We start from the raw sequence: 24,133 nt of genomic DNA on the forward strand, positions 1-24,133 counted from the left end.
CAGAGTAACCAGAGTGATAAAGATCTACCACTGTTCTTTTAAAATCTTCATTGTATCTCTAGTTCGTTTTTTTGTGTTCCATCCGGACTCATCTCCTCTTGTTTTCATTGTAAGGACTTAACTAAGAAGTGTCCATGAAACTATACTAACTCCAGATTGTAGAACAACATGGGTTAAAAATGATCAAACTCTTTATTTATAAATGCCAAACCTAAATCTGATAGAGAATAATTCATTTTAATTAATCTTTTTTAAATGGATTCTTTTTATTTATCGTAAAATATGGATTTATGGATGTTTTTAGATCGAACATTATTTCAAAGCTACAAATATGCTAAAAACCACTTTCCGTTACCGTTACTGGAAAGTGGTTTTTTCATGAAACAAAGCTAATGTATCTTTTGCACCTGCTATGGCATCTAATAATGATTTACCTAATTGATCCGTTACTGACACGATATCTTCTTCATCTGTTGGTGTATTTAAAATCGCGAAAATATCAGGGCTTGGTTGTTGGATTTGTTTGAGTAAACGTAAAATGGCATTAATTGAGTAATGGGCACTTCTTAAACTACGAATAACTCGTAGCTGCTCAAGTTCTCTTTCACCATATGCTCGGTAACCATTGTCCAGTCTCGGTACGGTAATGAGTCCGTTACGTTCCCAATTTCGTACAGCTTCAGATGTAATATCTAGAAGCAGTGCCACTTCCGTTCGAGAATAAGTGCGTGTACTAACAGTAGGATCTTCTCTCAACCATTTCTCAACAACTTTTGTAGCAGACAAGGCATGAACATATTCGCGTTCTAAATTGGTGAGATAGTCTATTGTTAGTTCTTCAGCCTTCGCAAAATTTTCTTGTCCGCAAGTATATACAATTGCACGAGCTCTTTTCCGAATATCTCCTTGTACAATTTCACACCGAAAGAGCGTCCGTGCGACCATTAACTGAAATAAATGGATGTCTGAATAAATACGATAGCCATTTGCTTGTCTTGGTACAGGGGAGATAAAGCGCCATTCCTCATAAATGCGCACAGTGTTTGGGTGTACCCCAACAAGTGTTGCGATTTCTTTTGTTTTGTACACCCGACACACCTACTTCCATTTAAAGAATTTAATCGATCCACATAATCCGATTACAATGCATAGAGCTAAAATCACGATATGGAATAGACCATCTGTTAGTGGCTCCCCTGTACTTGCCTGCTTTAATAAGTGAATACCATGAGAAAGTGGCAAAATATCCATCACCCATTGGAAGAATCGAGGCATGGCTTCATACGGAATCGTTGCTCCCGAAAACAGTAACATCGTGAAGTAAGCAACAGAGCTCCAAACATTTGCTGACTTTTGGTCAGGTACTAAGCTTCCAATGAAAATCCCGATACTATACATCGCTATAATGACAAAAGTGTATGTCAGAAGGAATATCCCCCAGGAGCCCTTTAGTTCATAATCAAATAATAAATGATAAACAAGTGTGACACCAATAAATGATACAAGTGCTGAAGAAAGCTGAATCAGTCCTTGGGCAAATAGAATTTGGAGAGGTGACACAGGTGTCACTTGGAATCGCTTTAAAATCCCTCGGTGACGGTAATCTGCAATGGTCAGTGGTACACCCATAACTCCTGTTGCTAGTACACCAATCGTAATTACAGATGCGTACGATAATTCAAAGTTGGAAGCACCAGCTAATCCGTCCTTACTCAGAAAATAACCAAATAGGGTAGCTAATATAATAGGGAAGCAGATCCCAAAAATGAGAATATCAATGCCCTTCCAAACGAGCTTGCCCTCAATTTTTAAAAAGGTTAGAAATGTACTCATACCTAGTCCTCCTCGCCTGCAAAATATAGGTACGCGTCTTCTAGTGTGGCTTTCTCACTTGCATGGATTGCTTCTTGGATCGTGCCATATAAGACCGTTTTGCCTTCTTTTAAAATTAAAATTTTATCACATAACGCCTCAACCTCGTCCATGTAGTGTGATGTTAGGACAATTGCCAGCCCTTTTTCTTTCATCGCTAAAAGTTGTTTCCAAAGCATACGTCGAGCCTTTGTATCTAATCCTGTTGTGAGCTCATCTAGGAAAACAAGCTTAGGATTTGAAATTAATGCCAGCAGCACCGCTAAGCGTTGACGTTCACCTCCTGAAAGAGATTTCACAAGTTGAGTTTCCTTCCCAACTAGACCAAATGTTTGTAAGAGTAGAGGCACATCAGCAGTTTGTTTATAAAGCGACTCCCACTGCTCGCATGCCTCACGCACCGTTAATCCATCTTGGAAATTTGTTTCTTGAAACTGTACACCCACCTCTTGATAGACTTCCTTGCGATGGAGAATTGGTGACTTTCCGAGCATTGTGAGCTCTTCGTAATTACTCTTTTCAATACCAAGCACTGCTGCAATAGTAGAGGATTTCCCTGCACCGTTTGCCCCAAGTAAGCCAATTACTTCCCCAGGCTTGATGCTAAAACTAATGTTGTGGACAGCTTCTTTAGTACCGTATGTGACCGATAAGTTTTTGACGGTTAAGATCATATTTGTTCCCTCCTATATAAGACTTAGTAAGCTACTATATCAAAGAGTGGTGGGGGTGGTGTCTTATTGGAGGCTTTTATAAATGTGGATTTTGAATAAAGTATGATAATTATTTGTTCCAGGACGATCTTCAGCAATCGGGCGCGATTGTGGAACAACACAGGTAGAAAATGATCAAACTTTTTATAAAACCGAAACTTAAATATGCCAGAAAAGAATCTATTTTGATCAATCTTGATATGTTCCCCCTTAGGTAGACAGATAAAAAATAAAATCTGTTTATCTAAGTAAGATTTTGGTGAAAAAAGAAAGGGTATTTAAAGACGTGGAACGAAATAACAATAAAAATAGGGTGTTTTGACCAGAGAAAGGGGAAATTTTATGTTAGAGCTAATACAAGTTGTGACTTATTCCAACGATAAAAAGAAAATTCTTGAAAAAGAACCTCTTCCCAAAATAGGTTTTAATAGTGTCATGGAAGTAGCTAAATATCTTTATTTAGAAGAAGAGCTTGATTTAAAACATTGCATAGATGAACATCTGGTTTCAGAAGATTGGTTTGAGCATGGTGATGATTTTTTTAATGAAACTGGTTATAAATATACGAAACATTATTATTTCATTAACAACTTCCAAGAAATAAAGGATATTAGTTTGAAAACAGCAATGGAAATAGTAGATGCATTATATTTGATAGAAGAACACACCCGCAAAATAAAAAATGAGGTTTATGACGTAGAAAAGAGATTTGCAGATGATGCGTATTTAGATAATATCAAATATTTAATCGATATTATTAAAATTAAGAAGAATGTTCTTTTGCGATATGGCTATTCTCAAAAGAAAACAGCTGAAATGATGAAGGGTTTATATTATAACACGAATAATTTCGGGAGATAAGCAATGACATTGGTATTTTAACTATTATCAAAGGCTGAAGAGCAAAGGGTATTTACTATTCAAGAGGGCACGATACTCCTGTAATGATTGTTTTAGTTATAGGAATTGCTTGCTTATTCATTAAACAAAAATAAATATCAGAATGAAAGGCAATGAGCTATTATGCACCTTGGAATTTGTCTATTAGATACAATAGATTGTCTCCCAAAGGGCGACTCAAACGTTAGAAATAAGAATGATCTCCGTAGTCTGTAAGATTAAAGGAGGTCATTTTTTTAGGCAAGCAGCTGTATTATATTTTTAGATTTCTCGCTGTAAATCCCGCATAAATATTATCAATTTCCATATTTGTATTACTAGTCGAGGGTTACAATTAATAGATGAAAACACTAACCTCCTTAGAGGGTTAAAAGGAGAACGATTGTGATGAAAAAATGTAATACTTCATTTGTATTATCTTTACTAGCAAATATAGGATTTATACTATTTATAATCGCAGACTTTTCCTTTAGTTTCGGAAAGGTTTACTGGTTACAGTGGGGATTACTTTTAAATTTTTTGATAATGGTTTACTTTATTTCTCTTATGTTTACTTTTTATGAATTTGTTAAGGGGGTATGTAATAACTCCTTTATTGGTGGTCTTACACTGAATATTTTAGGATTTATTCTATACTTGATGTATACGAGTAGTTTATAGGATTAAATAATCTGGATGGACAAACTCTCATTATTGTTAACAAGAACTATACATACCACATAAGATCACAGGCTAACACTACTGAGGAGGAGAAGATGCCTTTATTTAGGTAGGAAAAATTCTTACATAATAAATATATAGCCAGTATCTGCATCATATTGTAGGTTCCTCGCTGTAATCCTCGCTTGTATATCAATAATCCTTCTTACCCTTACCCTAGCTGGAATTTTTTGCATTCCAATATCCACTAACCCTGATTTCCTTCATTTACATTTCCTGAGTAGACTTAAATACTACAAGAGAATTCTATACCATGTCGAATAAACTTCCTTGTAGGAAAAACCTTACATCTTCAGGGAAAATATATGCAAATATAAATATTATCCTTCGATACATCTAGATCTATCAAAAACGAACATTACATGATCAGTAAGGGACAGCGAGCCTTCCAAACGATTCATTCATCATCTCTTTTTTGCTACTCATTTGTCATATGGAACCACTTATATAAGAAAATTAAATATGAAAAGTTTCCATGTTATATTTGATTTATGGAGTGGAGGGTGCATATGCAAATCAAATTAATCATCGATGAGAATGTAAAGGAAACAGAAATCCATATTCATACAAATGCGTATACAAATGAAATTGAACAAATTATGAGGTATTTTGAGTCTTCTAACACAGAAGTAATTGATGGTTATTTACAACAGCAAATCTATATGTTGAAAATTACAGATATTTACTTTATTTATTCAGAAGGAACAAAGGTTTATTTTTCAACAGATGAGGATGAATATGAATCAAAGCGCAAATTATATGAGCTGGAAGATTTGTTAAAAAAGAACTTTGTCCGTGTCAATAAATCAACGCTCGTAAATGTGTCTAAGATTTTCTCTATGAAGATGGAGAAATTAGGTATGATGCAGCTTGTGATGGACAATGGATCAACAGCTCATGTTAGTCGTATGTATTTAAAGATACTGAAGAAGCGGCTAGGAATTGGGAGGGATACGTAATGAAAAAAATAATCCAATCTTCATTAATAGGGGCCCTTATTGGGTTAAGCACTTCTTATATCATTATGACAATAGTTTTATTACAAAATCCAACTAGAGTAATGAATGGGCAAGAGCTTTTGGTGGAGTTTCTTTTAGCTGTATTTCTAGGAGTGGGTTGTGGTCTTATCACGCTTATTTTTTACTCTGATCGTTGGCCATTTGTGGTAAATCTATCGATACATTATGTTGTAGTCTTACTACTTGTACTTATTTGTGGTGCAATTGGAAGGTGGTATGAAAATCCAACTGAGAATCCAGTCAGGTTTCTTATGTTTATTGTGATTCAATTCATTATTTATATTCTTGTCTGGGTGGGGGTATATTGGATGGATTCAAAAGAAATAAAAAAAATTAACGATCAGTTAAAGAGGAAATAATCCCAAATCATATCGTAATGAAAAGAATGCGGCAAAAGAAATCATTCGATTTCTTTAACTGAAAACCGTAATTTTAGATTCGCAGCTAAAAAATCAAATGAATGATGAAAAGTCAGCCATTGAATTTCTAAGGGCTGACTTTTCTTTTCGAGAAGAGGGGTCTCTTAGGTAAAGTTACAGCTCTTCCTAATAATTTTCCTTAAGACGTTGTCAGGTGTTTGTTAAGTGGTACTTCTATACCTTCGTCAATAAAGACCATATCGTGGAAATTGATAAAACTCATTGTATTTCTAATCCAATAGAGATTAGGTTCAATTTTAAACAAATGGGTGGCAGGTTGATCATCAAAAGTGATAATAAAATGCTCAACAATACGGCTGACAGTAAAGCTTGTTTGATAGTCATCAGTGAGCTGATACGTACCTTCTATGCTATCTGTCGTGTTTATTCCCATGATAGTAGGGTGTTTTGGTGCTATAGGTTTTTCTCTGTTTTGAGGAAAGGTTAAAAATGATAATATTTGTTGTTCATACATAGGGCTTATCTCTTCATTTGTTAAAAGAATGATTATTTTTTCATTTGGTAAAGAATATAAGCAGTGGGCGGAGTATCCGATCTCCCCACCAGAGTGACCAAAAGAGTCGTCTTGAATTACGAATCCGTAGCCATAATTGTTAGATAAAGAGGAAGGAGTTAAAGCACTTTTTACCAATTCGGGGGATACCAGTTTTCCTTGAATAAATCCCTTTAAAAACTGAGCAATTTCCTTTGCTGTAGAGTAAATGCCACCATCACCATAGAAGCCCGCATGTTTATCAACGTAATGCAAGATAGGATCGTCTGTTACAGCAATATATTTTCGATTAGTATAATCGAAAAGCCTTCCGACAGCAATTTGTTCAACGTTTGGTTTCGTAGTTGTATGTGTAAGATGAAGAGGGGCTACAATCATCTTATGTAGACAATCTTCATATGAACGTTTGCTTACATCCTCAATGATTTTTGCTAATAATACATAGTTTGTATTGGAATAAAACGATCCGCAGCCCGCAGGGAAGTATGGCTCTTTAGTATGTAAGATTTCTTCAATGACTGTTACTGAAGGGTTACCTATATATTCTGGGATGCCTGATGTATGTGTTAATAATTGTTCAATAGTTACATTTTTATAGGTAATCGTGTTAAACCATTTCGTCAGTTTATCTTCAAGATTAATAGCTTTTGTTTCTAGTAATTGCAATATCATTACGGCGGTATACATTTTACTTAAAGAAGCAATATCGAACAGTGTATGTTCCGTAATAGAGATGTAATTATCTAAATCTTTATAACCTAATGTAAGGCTAAGGCTTTCGTTATTTCTTGTCTCTATATAAAGAGAACCGTTAAATTGTAATTTTTGTAACGTAGGATAAATAGTATTGTACATATTTTAGTCTCCTTATTATATTAGTTATCTAACATATTTGGCGTGAGGAAATCACAAGAACTCTTTCATGGCGATTTCCTGTAATTTTTTTGTAATTCGTTCCAATTCATTAAGCTCTGAAATCGTCAATTTAGAAAATAAACGATCAGCCACAGCTCGTTCTACATACTCCTGCTTGTGGAAATATTCCCAACCTTTTTTATCTAATGTAATAAATATTTCCCGACGATTATCTGGATTAATAGTACGATGGATTAACTGATTTTTCTCCATTTTGGAGATAAGCTGACTTACTGCACTAGAGCTAACGTTCATTTCTAAAGCAATTTCACCTACAGATATTTTTTTAGCATAATAGACAATATCTAACAGCACAGCTTGTTGTGTTGTGATAGAACTAGCTAGATGTTTTTTGTAATATTTATAAATCAATCGATTGATTGCATAATCGGCTTCATTAATTTGTTTTACTTGCGTGTACAAATCCAAACAGATCATCCTTTAATATGTTAGTTAACTAATATATTAGAGGATGATTTAAAAAAAGTCAATTTTCTGTAATTGTAAAATAGAAAAAAGAAATCTCTTTTTAATGAAAGGATAAGGGCAAGTAATTGGGAGAAGTCACATTCGGTAAAAAAGAGCCAGCAACCTTTCTATGACCTGGTGATGTATCCATTTATGTCTACAAACATGGTTCCTTACATTGTATAAGAAATATAGCTGTACCTTATTACATTATCGTTACACAATGGAATCCTGATAAAACAAATTCTCTGTTTCTACTAACAACCTGCCTATATCTAAACTTTATAGATTCAATAGCTTACAAACCCAAAAAAAGGGCTTATTCTATTATCAAAAGTAGGTATACATCCAAACCCAATTATTAGGGTCAGCATATCTTTAAAGGGTAAGATATAAAGGAGGTATGTAAAATGAGGCGTCGTAAGCGAGAATATTGTGAATGCTGCTGTCCCCCTACGCATAGGAAATATGATCATCCTATGGATTACAGAGATTGGGATATCGATCCAGATCCACCAAGAGGGGGCTTCAGAGGCAGAAGGTTTGACGGTCGGAGAGGCTTCCGCGAATCTCCTTTCTTCCGACGTGAATTTATTGAATCCCCTTTCTTCCGTGGTGAATTTTTCGAATCACCGTTTTTCTTCATTTAAGACATGTAGGAGCCAAATATATAGAGTCCATGTTCATCCCAAAAGAAGGACTCTATATATTCATTTATATTAGTGGTGTTTCACTTCATATCATTGTCTTCATTCTATTCTTTATCTATAGGAATAGTATATAGGCTAGAAAGGATGCTGATGAGTAATCCAGAAAACTTATTCGAAAAATGAAACTACCCGTCTCCATATGTATATGGAAAATAGGTAGTTTCGATCCCGTTATCTATCTAAGTAAAATGATGTTTATCTACGTGTTACAATTGGTTTCTATAAGCCAGCAGTATAAAAGGCTAAGCTGACGTATGCCTGCTGTGTTTGTTACATACGACATAGGGGGATTACCTTCCATTCCACTATGAAAATCCCGCCCTAATACTTATAAATATCAGAATCAACATCAATGGTAACAGTGTTATTGTTGTCGCGGGTTACTTTTGCGTGATCCTCCTGAGGGATTGAAAATTTATCGTTAGGAACAGGGGTGCCATCGACTTTAATATTTGAATAGATGGCTCGATTTTTTCCCGTATTATCATTGGATACCACAGTAGAAAGTAGCTTCCAATTCGAGATTTGAGGTATATTCAATTTGTCTGCAGATTCAATGATGGTGATGGTTTTTGTATCGCCAGGTGTAGTGCATGTCCGCTCGCTGCAAATTGTGGTACCGTCCAGTTTCAAGCGAACCTTTCCATTGTAGTTATACCACAAATAGAGGTTTACATCGGAACCTGACTTATATGCATTTCGATACTGTCCTTCTTTGTAGTTTGGATCGAAAATATCGCTTTTATAGGCTGTCCAAGCAGTGGCAGACGTTTTTTGCTTTACGATGATAATAGGTTTCCAGCCGGTCTCTGTTTGCGATTGACCAACATTGGTATAGTAGCTTAAGCCCATATCCGCTACCCATGAACCGATTGCTCCGCTTGTATTTGCCAGATAGAAAAAACCACCATAATTGTATGCTGCCACTTTTTTATCAACCATCGAATCTTGCGGGAGGGTAAGCTTTGTACTTAAATAGGTTCCACTTTGCGTGATTTCTTGCTTTCCCCCAACGCCATCTGCTATAAAATCAGATGCTATCCCTTGTAATTGAGTTTGTTTAGAGGAGAAGGCCTCTGCTTTTTGGTTATCTGAATCAAGGATAATTAATTCAGGATTTGCAGAAGAGGCTTCTTCATATACATAAGATACTCCGTCCTCAAAGGCAATATAGCTGTATGTAGTATCTAATGCCTCAGCCCGTAAGCTGTTTTTTTTGTTCTTTTTTTCCTGGGAAATGGATTCCTTAGCTCTTTCAATCATTTCATTGATTTTAGAATCAGAAATGGTACTTGTTTCCTCATGTACAACCCCAACGCTTTTTCCATTTGTGCCTTTCCATTCTCTGAAGTCATCTGCTGCGGCAAATGCGGAAAATGACGAAAGGGGGAGGCTAAGAAGACAAATCATGGTTGTGGCTAGGTTAGTTTTTTTCAAAAACTTCAACTCCTAACATAAATTTGTTTACAAAGACAATATATTACAAATATTCGAAAAACAAAATATATTTTATTGCTATCTGATGAATTTTTATTATATAAAATAATTTATTAAAAAATGATTGACAGTAACCTTTAAAGATTACTATAATACTAACAAATCAAACAAATGTAAAAGTTGTGATGAGGACAAGTAGAAGATAAGAAAGAATGATAGAGAGCCGTCCCATAGTGCTGAAAGGATGGTCGTTGTTTCCCTTTGAATATCACCTCGGAGCTTTGTTAACGAACGATGAATGTATCGAGTAGGTAACAACGGAATGTCCACCGTTAAAAGGAGCTAAGTCTATGTTATTTTAGACTTGATAAGTGTCTGCTTTTCGTGAGGAAGGCGGAAAGCTGAGTGGTACCGCGAAACTCTCGTCTCTGCAATCAAAATGTAAGTTGATTGTGGAGACGAGAGTTTTTCATTTTAATTTCATAAATTAAAAGCATTGATGAGGAGAAGTAGGGAAAGGATTAATGTGCAGAGAGCTGTCCCATGGCTGAAAGGATGGTCATTACACCTTTTTTGAATATCACCTTAGAGCTTTGTTCCTGAAAGGACATCTGCCAATTGTCAGAGTAGGGAGCAACGGAAAATCACCGTTATCTGATGAGAGTCCTTATAGACTTGCAGAGTCTGTTTTTCGTGAGAAGACAGAAAGCTGAGTGGTACCGCGTATATCTTCGCCTCAGTAACCAAAGTAAGGTGTTTTAGATGAAACACTTGCTTGGTTGCTGAGGTGTTTTTTATTTTAAATATAAAGAAGGAGTTGAGCTGGACAGTCTTTTCATTTCAAAGTTGATTACCAAAATACATCATTTCATTAAGGGGCCCGTTGTATTTGAAAGCAGAGTACAAGCCATTTTTTGGATCGTAGCACTTTTAATTCCTAGTATTCGGGGTTGTAAACTTATGTTTAGACAGGAGGGTGCACAATGGAAATTGAGATTCAAGTTACCGTCAGAATCGATCCAGTTCATCTAGAAAATGAATCATAGTGAGGAGAATTAATATGCAGAGGCTATCAAGAAAAGATTTACTGTTAGTAAGCTTTATGATGTTTTCTTTATTTTTTGGAGCAGGAAATTTAATCTTCCCCCCTTTCTTAGGACAGTCAGCGGGAACTAACTTTTGGCAAGCGATGAGCGGTTTTATCATCTCTGCTGTTGGACTACCTATATTGGGAGTTGTTGCCGTAGCAAAATCTGATGGTTTGCACAATTTGGCCAAACGAGTACATCCTGTTTTTGCTTTTATCTTCACTCTTCTTATCTATTTATCAATTGGTCCTTTCCTAGGTATTCCGCGTAATGGAAGCTTAGCCTTTGAAATGGGAGTGGCTCCTTTTTTACCAGTAGAATGGCAACAAACTAGCTGGGTGCTCTTTCTCTATACACTAGTGTACTTTTCGATTGCTTTTTGGCTTTGTTTAAATCCAGCTAAGCTCTCTGATCGATTTGGTAAAGTGCTAACGCCATCGTTATTGATTTTACTTACAGGTATTTTCATTTATAGCTTATTCAAGCCGCTGGGGTCTTTTACTAGTCCAATTGAAAGTTATATACAAACACCGTATTTCAATGGGTTTTTGGATGGGTATTTAACAATGGATACAATTGCGGCACTTAATTTTGGAATTGTCATTTCAGTAACTCTGAAGCAAAAGGGAATTAAAGAGAAAAAATCGTTGATTGCAACTACTGTCTATGCAGGATTAATTGCTGGGGCGATTCTAGTTTCGATCTATGTTCTACTTGGTTACCTTGGAGCGGCTAGCACCTCTATGTTTGGAGTGACCGAGAATGGAGCCCAAACGTTAACGAATGTGGTGTTATATTTATTTGGTAAACCTGGGGTAATACTACTGGGTCTTGTATTTTCATTGGCATGCCTAACTACATCGGTTGGACTTATCACTTCATGCAGTCAATACTTTACATCGCTTGTACCGAGAGTTTCATACAAGATGTGGGTGAGTATACTTGCACTAACTAGTATGTTCTTTGCTAACATGGGCTTAAGTGGAATTTTATCAATTTCTGTGCCGATCTTGTCTGCCATCTATCCGTTAGCTATTGCTTTAATTGTATTGTCCTTTACGAATGACCTACTAAAAGGCGATTCCATTGTTTACACATGCAGCATGCTGCTTGTTGGAATTGTTAGTGTTGCTGATGCATTGGGTCAGGTAGGAATTCATTCTCTAGCTGTTGACCGTGTGCTGAGTTATTTGCCGCTGCATGAAAAAGGACTTGGGTGGGTTGTCCCAGGAATCGTAGGTGCGCTGATTGGATATGTAATTTCGTTTATAAAAAAGAAAAACACCAGCTTAGCTCCCCAGACTACAGAATGATCATTTCAAAAAAACAATTCCAGTCCCGTAGTGGACGGGGTTGTTTTTTTGTTTTTGAATGAATAAATGGATAAAAAATATACCGTGGGAAAAAAGGGAAGTTTTAATAAATATACAATTATCTAATTATTTTTTTAGTATAATTTAACATAATACTTGCAGGATTATCCAATTTGAAGTTAAATTATAGTAAAACAATAAATTACTAGTACGAAAAAAGGTATTTTTTAGAATAAAAGCATTTTGTTTAGAATTTTTAAAATTTGGTTTTTATTTAGAAGGGAAAAATTATGGTTGTTCAAGGTACGTTTTTCATCTGGCGAAAGCCATTCATGGATGAATGTGTCAGTAGGATTGTTTAGAAAGGTGTTGGGAGAGTTTGAAGGAAAATCAAAATTCGTTTATTTCATTATGTCCCGTTTCATCAAGAGATAAAAATATTATTTTCAATCTCATGCCTCTATATTTACATGATTTATCGGCCTACACCAATAATCTTACAGTCGATCGGCAAGGCAGATTTGTATATGAGAATCTGGACCTTTACTGGGAAAGGGAGGCTCTGCAGCCATATCTCATTAAATCTGCGGAGGATATCGTCGGCTTTCTGCTGCTCAATCGACCACCATTTGCCCCAACGGGTACAGATTTTTATGTGAATGAGCTGTTTATTCTTACTTATTACCGGAGAAAAGGGTTCGCTAGAAAGGCATTAAAGCAATGTTTTACAGACAATCCTGGGAACTATATGGTCGTGCAGATGATTAATAACAAACCAGCGATTTCATTCTGGCATCGATTGTATGAGGAGGAAGGGATTATCTTTGAGGAGAGGCAAGATGTTTTACAAGATGAACCGTGCTTACTACAAAAATTCACAATCTAATTTACGATTTGGGAAGGTGGCTCATAACGATCATGGTAGTCTTTAACAATAGGGTGATGGAACAGGAACAATTTTGGCTGTCTAAGCTTGGCGATGAGTTCATCCCTTCTATGGTCCCCGCGGACTATCCTTACGTCGGTCAAACCAAATGTAAGGCTTCATTTCAAGTAACTATTGAACAAGAAATAACGGACAGGCTCGTGCAGGTTTGTAAAAACTCTGATTTGCTTTTGTATACCTTTTTGTTAGCAACAGCAAAAATCTGGCTACATAAATATACCCAGCAAACAGAAATTTGCGTAGGCGCACCAAATCTTTCACCATCAAACAAGCTGGTTCCGATCGTCTCGAATCCGGCCCCACATCTAATCTCTAAGCAATTTATTAGGGATGTAAAGCAGTCTCTTGCGGAGTCTTACAAAAATCAGGATTATCCGCTTCATCATATTTATGAAAAATTGGATATAAATCCACAGGGCTCTGCCTCTCCCTTTATCAAGCTAGCTGTAGCTCTTGACAGGATACACGACCGAGATTTTGTAATGGCTCAGGAGATAGACCTTCTCTTATTTTTTTCAAAATCTGATCACTCGCTTCAGGTAACACTTCATTATGATCAGGCAGTATATGAGTTACGGACATTAGAACGATTTTTGTCTCATTACATAAATATACTGCGTGCAATCGTCACAGACGTGAATATTACCATCAGCGAGATCGAGCTAATGAATGAGGCAGAAAAAGCTCAGCTTACTTCTTTTTCTCAAACACTTGAATCTTATTCAGCAGATCAATTAGTTCATCAAGTATTTGAGAAAAAAGCTGAACGTTATCCAGATAAAGTAGCTGTAGTCTATCAGGAACAAAAGATAACCTATCGACAGCTAAACGAAAAAGCAAATCAATTGGCACGGCACTTACGAGATAAAGGGATAGAAAAGGACGAGGTAATTGCTCTGATGGTAGAGCGTTCCTTAGAGATGATCATCGGAATATTAGGTATTCTCAAGGCAGGGGGTGCCTATCTTCCAATCGACCCTGAAAATCCTTCCGAGCGTATAAGCTATATCCTTGCCGATAGTCAAGCGCGCTTCTTTTTGACACAAAAGACAGGAGGAAGCGATGTAGCATTTGACGGAGAAAGAATAAACCTAGATGAGGATGAGTTATATGTAGGTGAGACCAATAATCTTGCACCAAGTCAGACACCGGCACATCTGTTATATGTCATCTATACTTCAGGTACGACCGGCAATCCAAAGGGTGTAATGGTAGAGCATCGGAACTTAATTAATTATGTAACTTGGTTTAGTAAGCAGGCTAGCATTACCCAAGACGACAGTACAATGCTCTTATCTTCTTATGCATTTGATTTAGGATATACAAGTCTTTTTCCAGCATTGCTTACTGGATGTACCTTACATATTGTACCGAAAGATACATATCTGCATCCTGACAGCTTGTTGAATTATATAAATAAGGAACAGATCAGTTTTATCAAACTTACTCCATCTCTATTTTCATTGCTAGTACAAGCCGTGGACGACGTACATACGTCTTATTTGCCCGCTTTACGTCTAGTAGTGACAGGAGGAGAGCCGATTCAGCCTATTGATGTTCAGACATTTCATAGTTACTTTCCACATGCAGCTGTCATGAATCACTACGGTCCAACAGAAGCTACAATTGGTACGTTGGCTGGACAGATTAACTTTGATGAATGGCAGAGATTTGAAAAACGTCCGACTATCGGTAAACCAATATCTCAAGCGGAGGTTTTGATTGTCAATTCGGATTTGCAGCTTGTTCCTATAGGAGTACCTGGTGAATTGTGCATCGCAGGAAAAGGACTTGCCCGCGGTTATATCGGTCAGCCTGCTTTAACAAGAGAAAAATTTATTGATCACCCCTTTCATTCAGGTGAACGACTATATAAAACGGGAGATTTGGCACGGTGGGATGAGACAGGGAAGGTTGAGTTTTTAGGCCGAATGGATCAGCAGGTAAAAATCCGAGGCTATCGGATTGAAGTAGGAGAAATTGAAAAGCATATAATCACTCATCCGTCCATCCATGAAGCAATTGTACTAGCATTTCCTAATGATCAAAACGAAAATGAGCTATACAGTTATTATCTTTCTGATGAAGAAGTGGGACAAAGTGAGCTGCGTCAATTTCTACAACAGAAAGTGCCAGATTATATGATTCCTATGCTTTTTATCCGAATAGAAAAGGTTCCTCTTACATCAAATGGTAAAATCAATCGTCATGCTTTACCTAAACCAGATGAATGTAAGCTTGATCAGCATTCCTACATAGCTCCAAGCAGTGAGATGGAAAAGCAATTGGTATTCATATGGAAAGATATTTTAAAAAGAGAGCCTATAGGGGTAACGGATAACTTCTTTCAACTGGGTGGACATTCACTAACCGCTATTAAATTAGCCCATAAAATCGGTAAAAAATATGGGATTCATGTCACATTGAATGATATTTTTCTGTATTCAACCGTTCGCGATCAGATTGTAATGATTGAGCAGTCAGAACAAAGAGTTGAAAGACAAATTGAGATTTCACAGAGAAGCGACTTTTATCCACTTTCTTCTATGCAACGACGTTTATTTTTATTACATCAATTTGAGGGCGTAGAGACAGCTTACAATATGCCTACGATCTGGCGGTTTTCCGGGAATTTACACCTAAGAAAGCTAGAGCAGGCATTTCAAACGCTGATCGACCGTCATGAAGCATTGCGTACATCGTTTCATGTGATTGATCATGTACCGATGCAACGTGTTCATTCTAACATCAACTTTTCTCTATCATTTCAAACAAAAACAAAAGTAGAAGAAAAGCAGGTGATTGAGTCATTCTTTCAGCCTTTCAATTTAGAAGTGGCTCCCTTATTTCGTGCAGGGGTAGTATCGCTATCTAATGATGAGTATCTTTTGATTGTTGATATGCATCACATTATTTCGGATGGTATCTCCATAAGCATACTAATGGCTGAGCTTGAAAAAGCTTATCGCGACCAGAATTTGCCACCATTACGGATTCAATACAAAGATTATGCGATGTGGCAGCAAAAGTGGGAACAATCAGAAGAGTATAAGCAACAAAAACAATTTTGGCTAACACAATTTTCTGATGAGCTTCCCGTTCTAAACCTGCCAACAGACTTTATACGCCCAAAAATCCAGACTTTTAAGGGAGATATCGTAACTGCTACGTTATCGGGAAAACAATTTGAAGCGATGAAACAGCTCTGTCAAAAAAACGGGGCGACCCTTTATATGTTTCTACTGGCTGCATACAACATTGTGCTCGCTAAATATAGCAATCAGGAAGATATCGTGGTTGGAACGGCAGTGGCTGGGCGAAATGTCAGCGATCTGGAATCTGTAATCGGCATGTTCGTTAATACATTAGCAATTCGAAATAAACCCGTTACAAGTAAAACATTTACGGGTTTCTTAGAAGAAGTAAAGCAACAAACCATTCAGGCGTTTAACCATCAGGATTACTCTTTAGATGAATTGGTAGAAAATCTTGCGCTACCTAGAGATATGGGACGAAATCCATTATTTGATACGATGCTGACGCTTCAGAACTATGAGAAACAGACCGTTGAATTAGATGGAATTACAATCAAACCAATCATGAAAGATCATGAAGTTGCTAAATTTGATATTACGGTTGTCGCTGTAGAAGATGAGGATCAATTACAGATTTCCTGGGAATTTTCCACTGATCTCTGGAAGAAGGAATCAGCGAAGCAGATGTTGAAACATTTTATAACAGTAATGGAAAAAGTTTCAATAAGACCTGAGATAACTATCGGAGAAATAGAAGTCCTATGTGAAGAAGAAAAAAACGAATTGCTAGCCATCAATCACCAAATGGCGATTTCTTATGACAAAGAACTGACTATTATGGATTTGATTGAGTGTCAGGTGAAATTGCATCCTGATCACGTTGCGGTTGTTTCGGATAGGAACGAACTGTCATATCAAGAGCTGAATCAAGCAGCTAACCGACTTGCTAAGCATCTGCTCTTAAAAGGGGTGAAGCGCAATCAACCAATTGGTGTCATGATGGATCGTAGTCCCGAACTTATTATCAGCATTTTAGCTATTTTAAAGGCGGGCGGTGTTTACGTACCTATATCTACGAATTATCCCACAGAACGAATTGAATACATGCTAGTAGATAGTAAAGTTGGCTTGGTAGTAACCAATCAGCATCCACTGCCAGAGTTACGGTTTGAGGGTGAATGGATTCGTGTAGAGGAAGTAGCATTAGACGAAAATGTTGAAGATATCACAAAGCTTGCGAAAGCAGATGATCTTGTTTATATCATTTACACGTCTGGTTCAACGGGAAAACCAAAAGGGGTCATGATTCAGCACAGAGCCTTACATCATTTCGTCACTGCCATGAATAAAGAATTCTTAGATGAAATTAGTTATTTAGATCGTGTACTCATCTCTACAGATATCTCGTTTGACGTTAGCTGCTTTGAAATTTTTCAGGCATTGATAAATGGTGCAACACTTGTTCTTTTTAATGGACAGAAATTTGATGTTGCGCTTCTTGCAACAACAATTCGGGAAGAAAAGGTAACGTTAGCTTACATACCACCAGCTCTGCTTAACCAATTGTATGAGACGATCCTTGCATCACCTGATCAATATGCCTTACATAAAATGCTTGTTGGTGTAGAACCAATTAAGGATGAGGTATTGGCACGATACCTGTCACTTCATCCTAATATGCGTATCGTCAATGGCTATGGACCAAGTGAGGCTACCATTTGCTGTACTGCTTTCCGATATGAAAAAAGCGAGATAACAGGCAAATATGTATCCATTGGTAAACCGATAGGCAACACGCAGGTTTATATTCTAGATTCTGAGTTTCACCTGGTTCCAAAAGGTGTGACTGGTGAACTGTGGATTACAGGAGAGGGGCTATCCCTCGGATATCTGAATCAGCCAAAGCTGACAGATGAACGTTTTATAGCGAACCCCTTTGATTCTAATACTTTGATGTACCGAACAGGAGACAAAGCAAAATGGACAGAGGGGGGGAATTTGGAGTTTTTGGGTAGAATCGATCATCAGGTGAAAATTCGAGGTTACCGGGTTGAACTGGGTGAAATTGAAACTCTTCTGCTGCGTCATCCAGAGGTTAAAGCGGCACTGGTTATGACTAGAACAGATTCTTATGACATTCCATATTTGTGTGCTTATGTTGTCTTTCAAAATAATGATTGGACTTCAGCTCCAGATGCTACACAGATTCTACACCAATGGCTTGCTGCTTTTTTACCTGATTATATGATCCCTAGCTTTTTTATTGCAGTAGATGAATTCAAACTAACCCCCAATGGCAAAATCGATCGCAAAAGCTTGCCTGAACCAAATGCGAACATGCCTAGAAATGAACAGAGCTACTTGGCGCCGCGAAACAGCTTTGAAGAACAAATGGTACGGTTGTGGGAGGAAGTTTTAGAAGTTACACCGATTGGGATTATGGACAATTTCTTTATGCTAGGAGGTCATTCACTTAAAGCGTTTGTGCTGGCTAACCAGATTACGCAACGCTTTGGGCTCAGCCTGCCTTTGTCCGATTTATTTAAGGCCCCGACTATAGCAGGCTTATGTGATCATTTACAGAAGCGAGAGTCTGTCCTAGACAAGAATGTTATTTTGCTTAAAAAAGGAAGTAGTAAGGTCCCTCCACTATTCTTGATTCACGGCCAAGGAGGAGGAGTTATTACATTCTCTCATTTAGCGCGTGAATTAGAGTGTGACTGTAGCGTTTATGGTATTCAAGCTGTTGGTTATGAGGGGGAAGCGGATGCTCTGTCAACAGTTGAAGAAATGGCTGCTCACTATATCGCTTCTATTCGACGAGTCGCGCCAACAATGCCTATTCAGCTAGTTGGTTGGTCCTTTGGAGGCCTGGTTGCTTATGAAATGACTAAACAATTAGAGCAGCAGGGAGAACAGGTCGAATTACTGGCTATGATTGACTGTCTACCGCTGCTGGATACGGAGCGCATTTCGATAGACCAGAGTTATAAAGAATTGGACGCTGTCATTTTATATGCGCTTCTAAATGGGATAAATCAGGAGGATTTGGCAGCAGTAGCGGAAGAAGAAAAAATGAGATTTTGCTGGGAAGAGGCATGCAAACAAAAACTGTTTCCTGACAAGGAGTATCGACCAGAGTTACTGTCTAAACTACGCATTCATGCAACGAACGGATTGGCTATTCACAAATATCGGCTTTCTGGGAAGATTGACACTGATCTGCACCTATTTCTTGCTTCAGATGAATCGATACGGCATCAGGTTACCACGAGTAAAGAGGTGACACGTTGGAAGCCATTTACTACGGGACAGATAAAGTCAGCATATTTTTCAGGGAATCATTACACGATGCTTGAAATGCCGCATGTTCAGCAGATGGCTAAAACCCTTAACGAGCTGATGATCTGAGATAGAAGAGTCTCACCATTTGAGATTGACTGACAACTTTTTTATCGCTGATGGGATTCTACTTACCCTGTGGAAAATGGATTTGGAAAGCAGTAGCGATTTAGTAGTAGAGATTTATAAATACTGAAAGTGAGGGTGATTATTTTGACCGTTACGTATGAATACTTTCCGCTTTCGCATCCGCAAAAACGAATCTGGTACATAGAAAAAACATATCCTCACACCTCCATGTACAATATCGGGGGAATCGTTCAAATGAATGGCTCTGTTGATATTGCTTGCCTTACTCAGGCTATCAAGATTTTTATAAAGAAGCATGATGGGTTAAGGCTTCACATGCATGAAAATGAGGGTAATGTAAGTCAATACATGGTAGAACTGGATGATGTTGAAGTGCCTTTCTACGATTTTAGTCATTCGGAGCATGCCGAAGAAGAGGCACTGAAATGGGCTGAGACAGAGTTTAAAAAGCCCTTTGTGCTAGTTGATCGTCCGTTGTTTTCTTTTGCTACTTTTCGAGCTCACGAGAAATATACTGGATATTTTGTTAAGTTACATCATATTATTGCTGATGGCTGGTCTATCAATATTATGACAAATCAAATCAGCAGTATTTATCAAAAAGTAAAAAATGGTCACGATTTAGCAGAAGAGGTTGAATCCTCATACTTAGATTTTTTGCAACAAGAGGACAAATATTTAACTTCCTCACGTTTTGAAAAGAATAAGAAATATTGGAATGAGAAATTCGATTCACTCCCTGACAGCTTTTTGAATAAAAGCTCAGATCAGGTAGAAGGAAAGAGAAGGAGTATTGAGCTTGATAAAGAAGTGTCAGCTCGTATAAATACGTTTGCTACTAGTCACAAGCTATCGCTAAATTCCCTGTTTATCATGCTCGTCTTACTCTATCAGTACAAAACGCAACAAAATCATGATCAAATACTCGGTATCCCCGTACTTAACCGTTCGGGAAATAAAGAAAAAAATATCTTTGGAATGTTTACAAGCACCATGCCATTTCGCATGGTGCTAGAGGATACGGAAACATTAGTAGGCTTATCTAAACGGATTCATAATGAAATACTAAGTAATTTTTTTCATCAAAAATATCCGTATGATCTGTTGATTAGTGACTTGGAGCTGAAGAAAAAAGGCTATGATAGCCTCTTCCAAGTTTGTGTGAATTATTATGGAACAAGACTAGTTAATGAGCTGGAAGGGATTCGCTTAGATAATCTGGAGTTTTATAGTGGGTATCAGGCTTATTCATTGCAGCTAGTAATAAAAGAATGGTCAAGTGAGAGCGAAATTACCTTATTCTACGATTACAAAACCAGTGATTATACAAATGAAAAAATAGAAGAAATTCACAATCGGCTGATGTACATGCTTGAACAGTTCTTAGAACAACCAGAGAAGTCGATCAAGGAGGTTTCTCTTTTAAGTCCTCAAGAAAAACATGAGCATTTGTATGGTCGAAATCAAACAGATGCGTTTTATCCAAAAGATAAGCTGATCCATCAGCTTTTTGAGGAACAGGTAGCGTTAACGCCTGATCGTGTAGCTGTATGTTTTCAACAAAACACCTACACCTATTTTCAGCTAAATGAACAAGCCAACAGATTAGCACGCACCCTTCGTGCAAAAGGTGCAGGGCCAGATCAATTGGTTGGCATTTATATGAGGCATTCGTATGAGATGATTGTGGGCATCTGGGCGGTATTAAAAGCAGGAGGGGCATACGTGCCGATCGATCCTGATTTTCCGCTTGATCGTGTTTCATATATTTTGCAGGATAGTCAGGCCAAGCTTTTACTATCAAATGAAGATGTACATCTTGAAGGATTCAAGGGAGAGATTATTCGTCTGGATGATCCAGCAAGCTATTCTTCAGAATCGCAAAACCTTACAACCCTTAATCAAGCAAGTGACTTGGTGTATGCGATTTATACTTCTGGCTCTACAGGAAAACCAAAGGGGACATTAATTGAACATAGAGGATTGGTCAACTACATCCATTGGGCAAAACAAAAGTACATACAAACTCAGGATGAAACCTTTGCACTCTATTCTTCCTTAGCATTTGATTTAACCGTTACTTCTATTTTTGCTCCGCTTTTAAATGGAAATCAGGTGATTGTATATGTGGAGAATGACTCTGAATTTGTGCTAGATACAATTCTTCGCGAGAATCGTGTCAATATTCTTAAACTCACACCAGCACATCTTGCTTTAATTAGCAGCAGGGATAATCACAATTCCGTAATCAAGCGGCTTATCGTTGGTGGAGAAGACCTGAAGGCAACACTTGCCGCTAAAACCTATGAAAGCTTCAGCGGAGATATCTGCATTTACAATGAGTATGGTCCGACAGAAACGGTAGTGGGCTGCATGATCTATGAATATAATCCGCAGATAGATCGGATGGGTTCTGTGCCAATTGGTCGTCCAATTCATAACGTACAAATCTACCTGCTCAATGATGATTTACAGCCTGTACCTGATGGTGTTACAGGAGAGTTGTATATTTCTGGTGATGGAGTCGCTAGAGGATATTTGGCTAGAGAGGATTTAACGAAGGATCGTTTCTTAGACAATCCGTTTAAGCAGGGATATCGTCTGTACAAGACGGGTGACCTTGCCAGAATGCTACCTTCACAAGATATAGAGTATGCAGGGAGAATTGATCATCAGGTAAAGCTTAAAGGATACCGGATTGAATTAGGGGAAATTGAGAACTGCTTAACTAGTTTCGCATCTGTTAAGGAAGCTGTGGTCATTGATCGATTAGAGGAGAACGGGCACAAATACCTGTGTGCCTATATGATTGCAGATGAGAATATTTCCATTGTTGAGATGCGTGTAAAGCTAGCAAGCAAGCTCCCTTCTTATATGATTCCAAGCTATTTCGTTACGGTTGATACATTTCCATTAACCTCAAACGGAAAAATTGATCGCAATCAGCTTCCTGATCCGCTTGCTACAAGTCGTGCTAATCAAGTGGGCGATAAACCGGCAAACGATACAGAAGAAATAGTAATGAAAATCATGAAAGAAGTGCTACAGACACATGAAATTACCGTAGATTCTAATTTTTATTTTCTTGGTGGAGATTCAATAAAAGCGATACAGGTTGTTAGTAAGTTAAACCAGATGAATCTGGGTGCAACCGTGAAAGATATTATGACTTTCCCAGTGATACATGAGCTTGCAGCAGCAATTGAATTGAACCAACAGCCTGTGGCTCCACAAACTGTGATGAGCGGTACAATTAAGCCAACACCAATCACCGCATGGTTTTTCTCACAGAATCTAAGTAAACCCGAGCATTGGAATCAATCTGTTCTGCTTCAACTAAAAAAGACATTTTCAACGGAACAAATAAGTAACGTACTCACAAAAATTGTCCATCATCACGATACGTTACGACTGAACTATGATGGGAAGGCAGAAGTCCTCTACTATAATGAGCAGCATTTAGCTCACCCAGTGGATGTTCAAACAGTTAATTTAATGGGAATGCCTATTGATAAACAGCTCAAAAAAATGAAACAAACGGGTGAGCAGGTGAAAAGCAGTCTAGATCTAGAAGGGGGATTATTACTTAAGGCAGTATTGTTCCTGTTAGATGAAGGGCAGACAAGGTTGTTACTCACGGCACATCATTTAGTAGTAGATGGGGTTTCGTGGCGGATTTTATTAGAAGATATGGGGCTGCTTTTCGGCTGTATAGAAGAAGGACGTGATTTACATTTACCAGCAAAAACTCATTCGTTTCAAAAATGGGCAGAGGAGCTGGATGCTTATAGTAAAACAGGAGCATTACGCTATGAGCAATACTGGAAGGAAGCAATCGGGGCCCCGGTATTACAAAATGAAACAAAAAACGAAACCAAGGAATCTTTGCAAAATACTGAAACACTTCATGCTGAGTTTAGCATAGAGTCAACGGAGCAATTGCTACGCAACGCCAACAGAGCATATCAAACCCATGCTCATGAGCTCATCATCATGGGAGTATGCTTAGCAATCAAATCTGCGATGAATGAAACTGACATAGTGCTTGAGATGGAGGGGCATGGACGAGAACAGTTATTTTCTGAAATCGATGTATCGCGTACCATTGGATGGTTTACGTCTATGTATCCCGTCAGATTGCAACTTCCTCAGGGGGATATTGCTCAGGTAATGAAAGATCTCAAGGAACAGATCAGAACTGTCCCTAATAAAGGGATCGACTTTGGAGTTCTCTCTTATTTGACAGGTACACTTACCCAGCCCTCAGATAAGCGAATTCGTTTTAACTTTTTAGGCGAAGTGGACAATCAAATGGACAACCAGTACCTTACGTTAGCACATGAGGATACGGGAACGGATATCTCCTTACAAAATCCAATGACATACCTCATAGAAATTAATGCCATGATCAAAGAGAAAAAATTGCATGTTGCTCTTACCTACAGTCAAAGCAACTATCAGCGAGTAGCCATGAAAGAATTTCTGGATAATATCATCACTAGCACAAACGATATTCTCAAGCATTGCTGCCAGTCAGAAGAGATACGAGATTTTACCCCTTCTGATTTTACTACTGTTACTCTCACACAAGATGATCTTGATGATTTATTCGCATAAGAAAGGAAACGAAAC

At 37.7% G+C, this 24,133-nt stretch carries 14 protein-coding genes and 2 other annotated features; of the genes, 8 read left to right on the plus strand and 6 right to left on the minus strand.

Annotated features, from left to right (window positions below; translation table 11 throughout):
• Positions 1-357: 357 nt before the first annotated feature.
• The 3 genes from O0550_RS14540 to O0550_RS14550 are packed head-to-tail and all read right to left on the minus strand — an operon-like array spanning position 358 to position 2,546.
• The gene (locus O0550_RS14540) at positions 358-1,089 is read right to left on the minus strand and encodes a MerR family transcriptional regulator (protein WP_258426696.1); all 732 of its coding nucleotides are present in this window, start codon (positions 1,087-1,089) and stop codon (positions 358-360) included.
• A gap of 9 nt (positions 1,090-1,098) precedes the next feature.
• The gene (locus O0550_RS14545) at positions 1,099-1,833 is read right to left on the minus strand and encodes an ABC transporter permease (RefSeq protein WP_003341926.1); all 735 of its coding nucleotides are present in this window, start codon (positions 1,831-1,833) and stop codon (positions 1,099-1,101) included.
• Between the two features lie 2 nt (positions 1,834-1,835).
• The gene (locus tag O0550_RS14550; RefSeq protein WP_258426697.1) at positions 1,836-2,546 is read right to left on the minus strand and encodes an ABC transporter ATP-binding protein; all 711 of its coding nucleotides are present in this window, start codon (positions 2,544-2,546) and stop codon (positions 1,836-1,838) included.
• Between the two features lie 381 nt (positions 2,547-2,927).
• Between O0550_RS14550 and O0550_RS14555 the strand changes: the two genes are divergently transcribed.
• From O0550_RS14555 to O0550_RS14565, 3 genes are all read left to right on the plus strand, one after another.
• Positions 2,928-3,446 (plus strand): hypothetical protein, encoded by a 519-nt coding sequence (locus O0550_RS14555; RefSeq protein WP_003341922.1) that lies wholly within the window; start codon positions 2,928-2,930, stop codon positions 3,444-3,446.
• 1,268 nt (positions 3,447-4,714) lie between these two features.
• Positions 4,715-5,164, plus strand: coding sequence for a LytTR family DNA-binding domain-containing protein (locus tag O0550_RS14560; RefSeq protein ID WP_022583930.1), 450 nt, complete (start codon positions 4,715-4,717; stop codon positions 5,162-5,164).
• Positions 5,164-5,583 carry a DUF3021 domain-containing protein gene (locus O0550_RS14565; RefSeq protein WP_258426698.1) on the plus strand — a complete coding sequence of 140 codons (420 nt, stop codon included), beginning with the start codon at positions 5,164-5,166 and terminating at the stop codon, positions 5,581-5,583. The genes O0550_RS14560 and O0550_RS14565 overlap by 1 nt, the downstream gene beginning before the upstream one ends.
• 199 nt (positions 5,584-5,782) lie before the next feature.
• On the opposite strand, the gene O0550_RS14570 is transcribed toward O0550_RS14565, so the two are convergent.
• Both O0550_RS14570 and O0550_RS14575 read right to left on the minus strand, forming a co-directional pair.
• Positions 5,783-7,012, minus strand: a complete 1,230-nt coding sequence (locus tag O0550_RS14570; RefSeq protein ID WP_258426699.1) for a serine hydrolase domain-containing protein — start codon at positions 7,010-7,012, stop codon at positions 5,783-5,785.
• 51 nt (positions 7,013-7,063) lie between these two features.
• Entirely contained in the window at positions 7,064-7,501 is a 438-nt protein-coding gene (locus tag O0550_RS14575) for a MarR family winged helix-turn-helix transcriptional regulator (protein ID WP_022583927.1), read from the minus strand.
• Positions 7,502-7,950: 449 nt separating this feature from the next.
• Here O0550_RS14575 and O0550_RS14580 point away from each other — a divergent pair, with 449 nt between their 5' ends.
• Complete coding sequence (locus O0550_RS14580; RefSeq protein ID WP_138976950.1) at positions 7,951-8,190, plus strand: hypothetical protein; 240 nt, start codon at positions 7,951-7,953, stop codon at positions 8,188-8,190.
• 381 nt (positions 8,191-8,571) lie between these two features.
• Here O0550_RS14580 and O0550_RS14585 read toward each other — a convergent pair whose 3' ends face one another.
• Entirely contained in the window at positions 8,572-9,687 is a 1,116-nt protein-coding gene (locus O0550_RS14585) for a YrpD family protein (protein ID WP_258426700.1), read from the minus strand.
• Positions 9,688-9,860: 173 nt separating this feature from the next.
• Positions 9,861-10,120, plus strand: a binding site (T-box leader).
• A 54-nt stretch (positions 10,121-10,174) separates the two neighbouring features.
• Positions 10,175-10,429, plus strand: a binding site (T-box leader).
• Positions 10,430-10,747: 318 nt separating this feature from the next.
• On the opposite strand from O0550_RS14585, the gene brnQ reads away from it, so the two are divergent.
• The 4 genes from brnQ to O0550_RS14605 all read left to right on the plus strand — a co-directional run bounded on the left by brnQ (position 10,748) and on the right by O0550_RS14605 (position 24,118).
• Entirely contained in the window at positions 10,748-12,088 is a 1,341-nt protein-coding gene (gene brnQ / locus O0550_RS14590; RefSeq protein WP_003341903.1) for a branched-chain amino acid transport system II carrier protein, read from the plus strand.
• A gap of 379 nt (positions 12,089-12,467) precedes the next feature.
• Positions 12,468-12,974, plus strand: coding sequence for a GNAT family N-acetyltransferase (locus tag O0550_RS14595; RefSeq protein ID WP_101668007.1), 507 nt, complete (start codon positions 12,468-12,470; stop codon positions 12,972-12,974).
• A 32-nt stretch (positions 12,975-13,006) separates the two neighbouring features.
• Positions 13,007-19,480: an amino acid adenylation domain-containing protein gene (locus O0550_RS14600; protein WP_258426701.1), complete on the plus strand. Its 6,474-nt coding sequence runs from the start codon at positions 13,007-13,009 to the stop codon at positions 19,478-19,480.
• A 135-nt stretch (positions 19,481-19,615) separates the two neighbouring features.
• The gene (locus O0550_RS14605) at positions 19,616-24,118 is read left to right on the plus strand and encodes a non-ribosomal peptide synthetase (protein ID WP_003341896.1); all 4,503 of its coding nucleotides are present in this window, start codon (positions 19,616-19,618) and stop codon (positions 24,116-24,118) included.
• The last annotated feature ends 15 nt before the right edge of the window (positions 24,119-24,133 follow it).

Origin of the sequence: Brevibacillus halotolerans, assembly GCF_026891775.1 — a bacterium.
Lineage (GTDB): Bacteria > Bacillota > Bacilli > Brevibacillales > Brevibacillaceae > Brevibacillus_B > Brevibacillus_B halotolerans.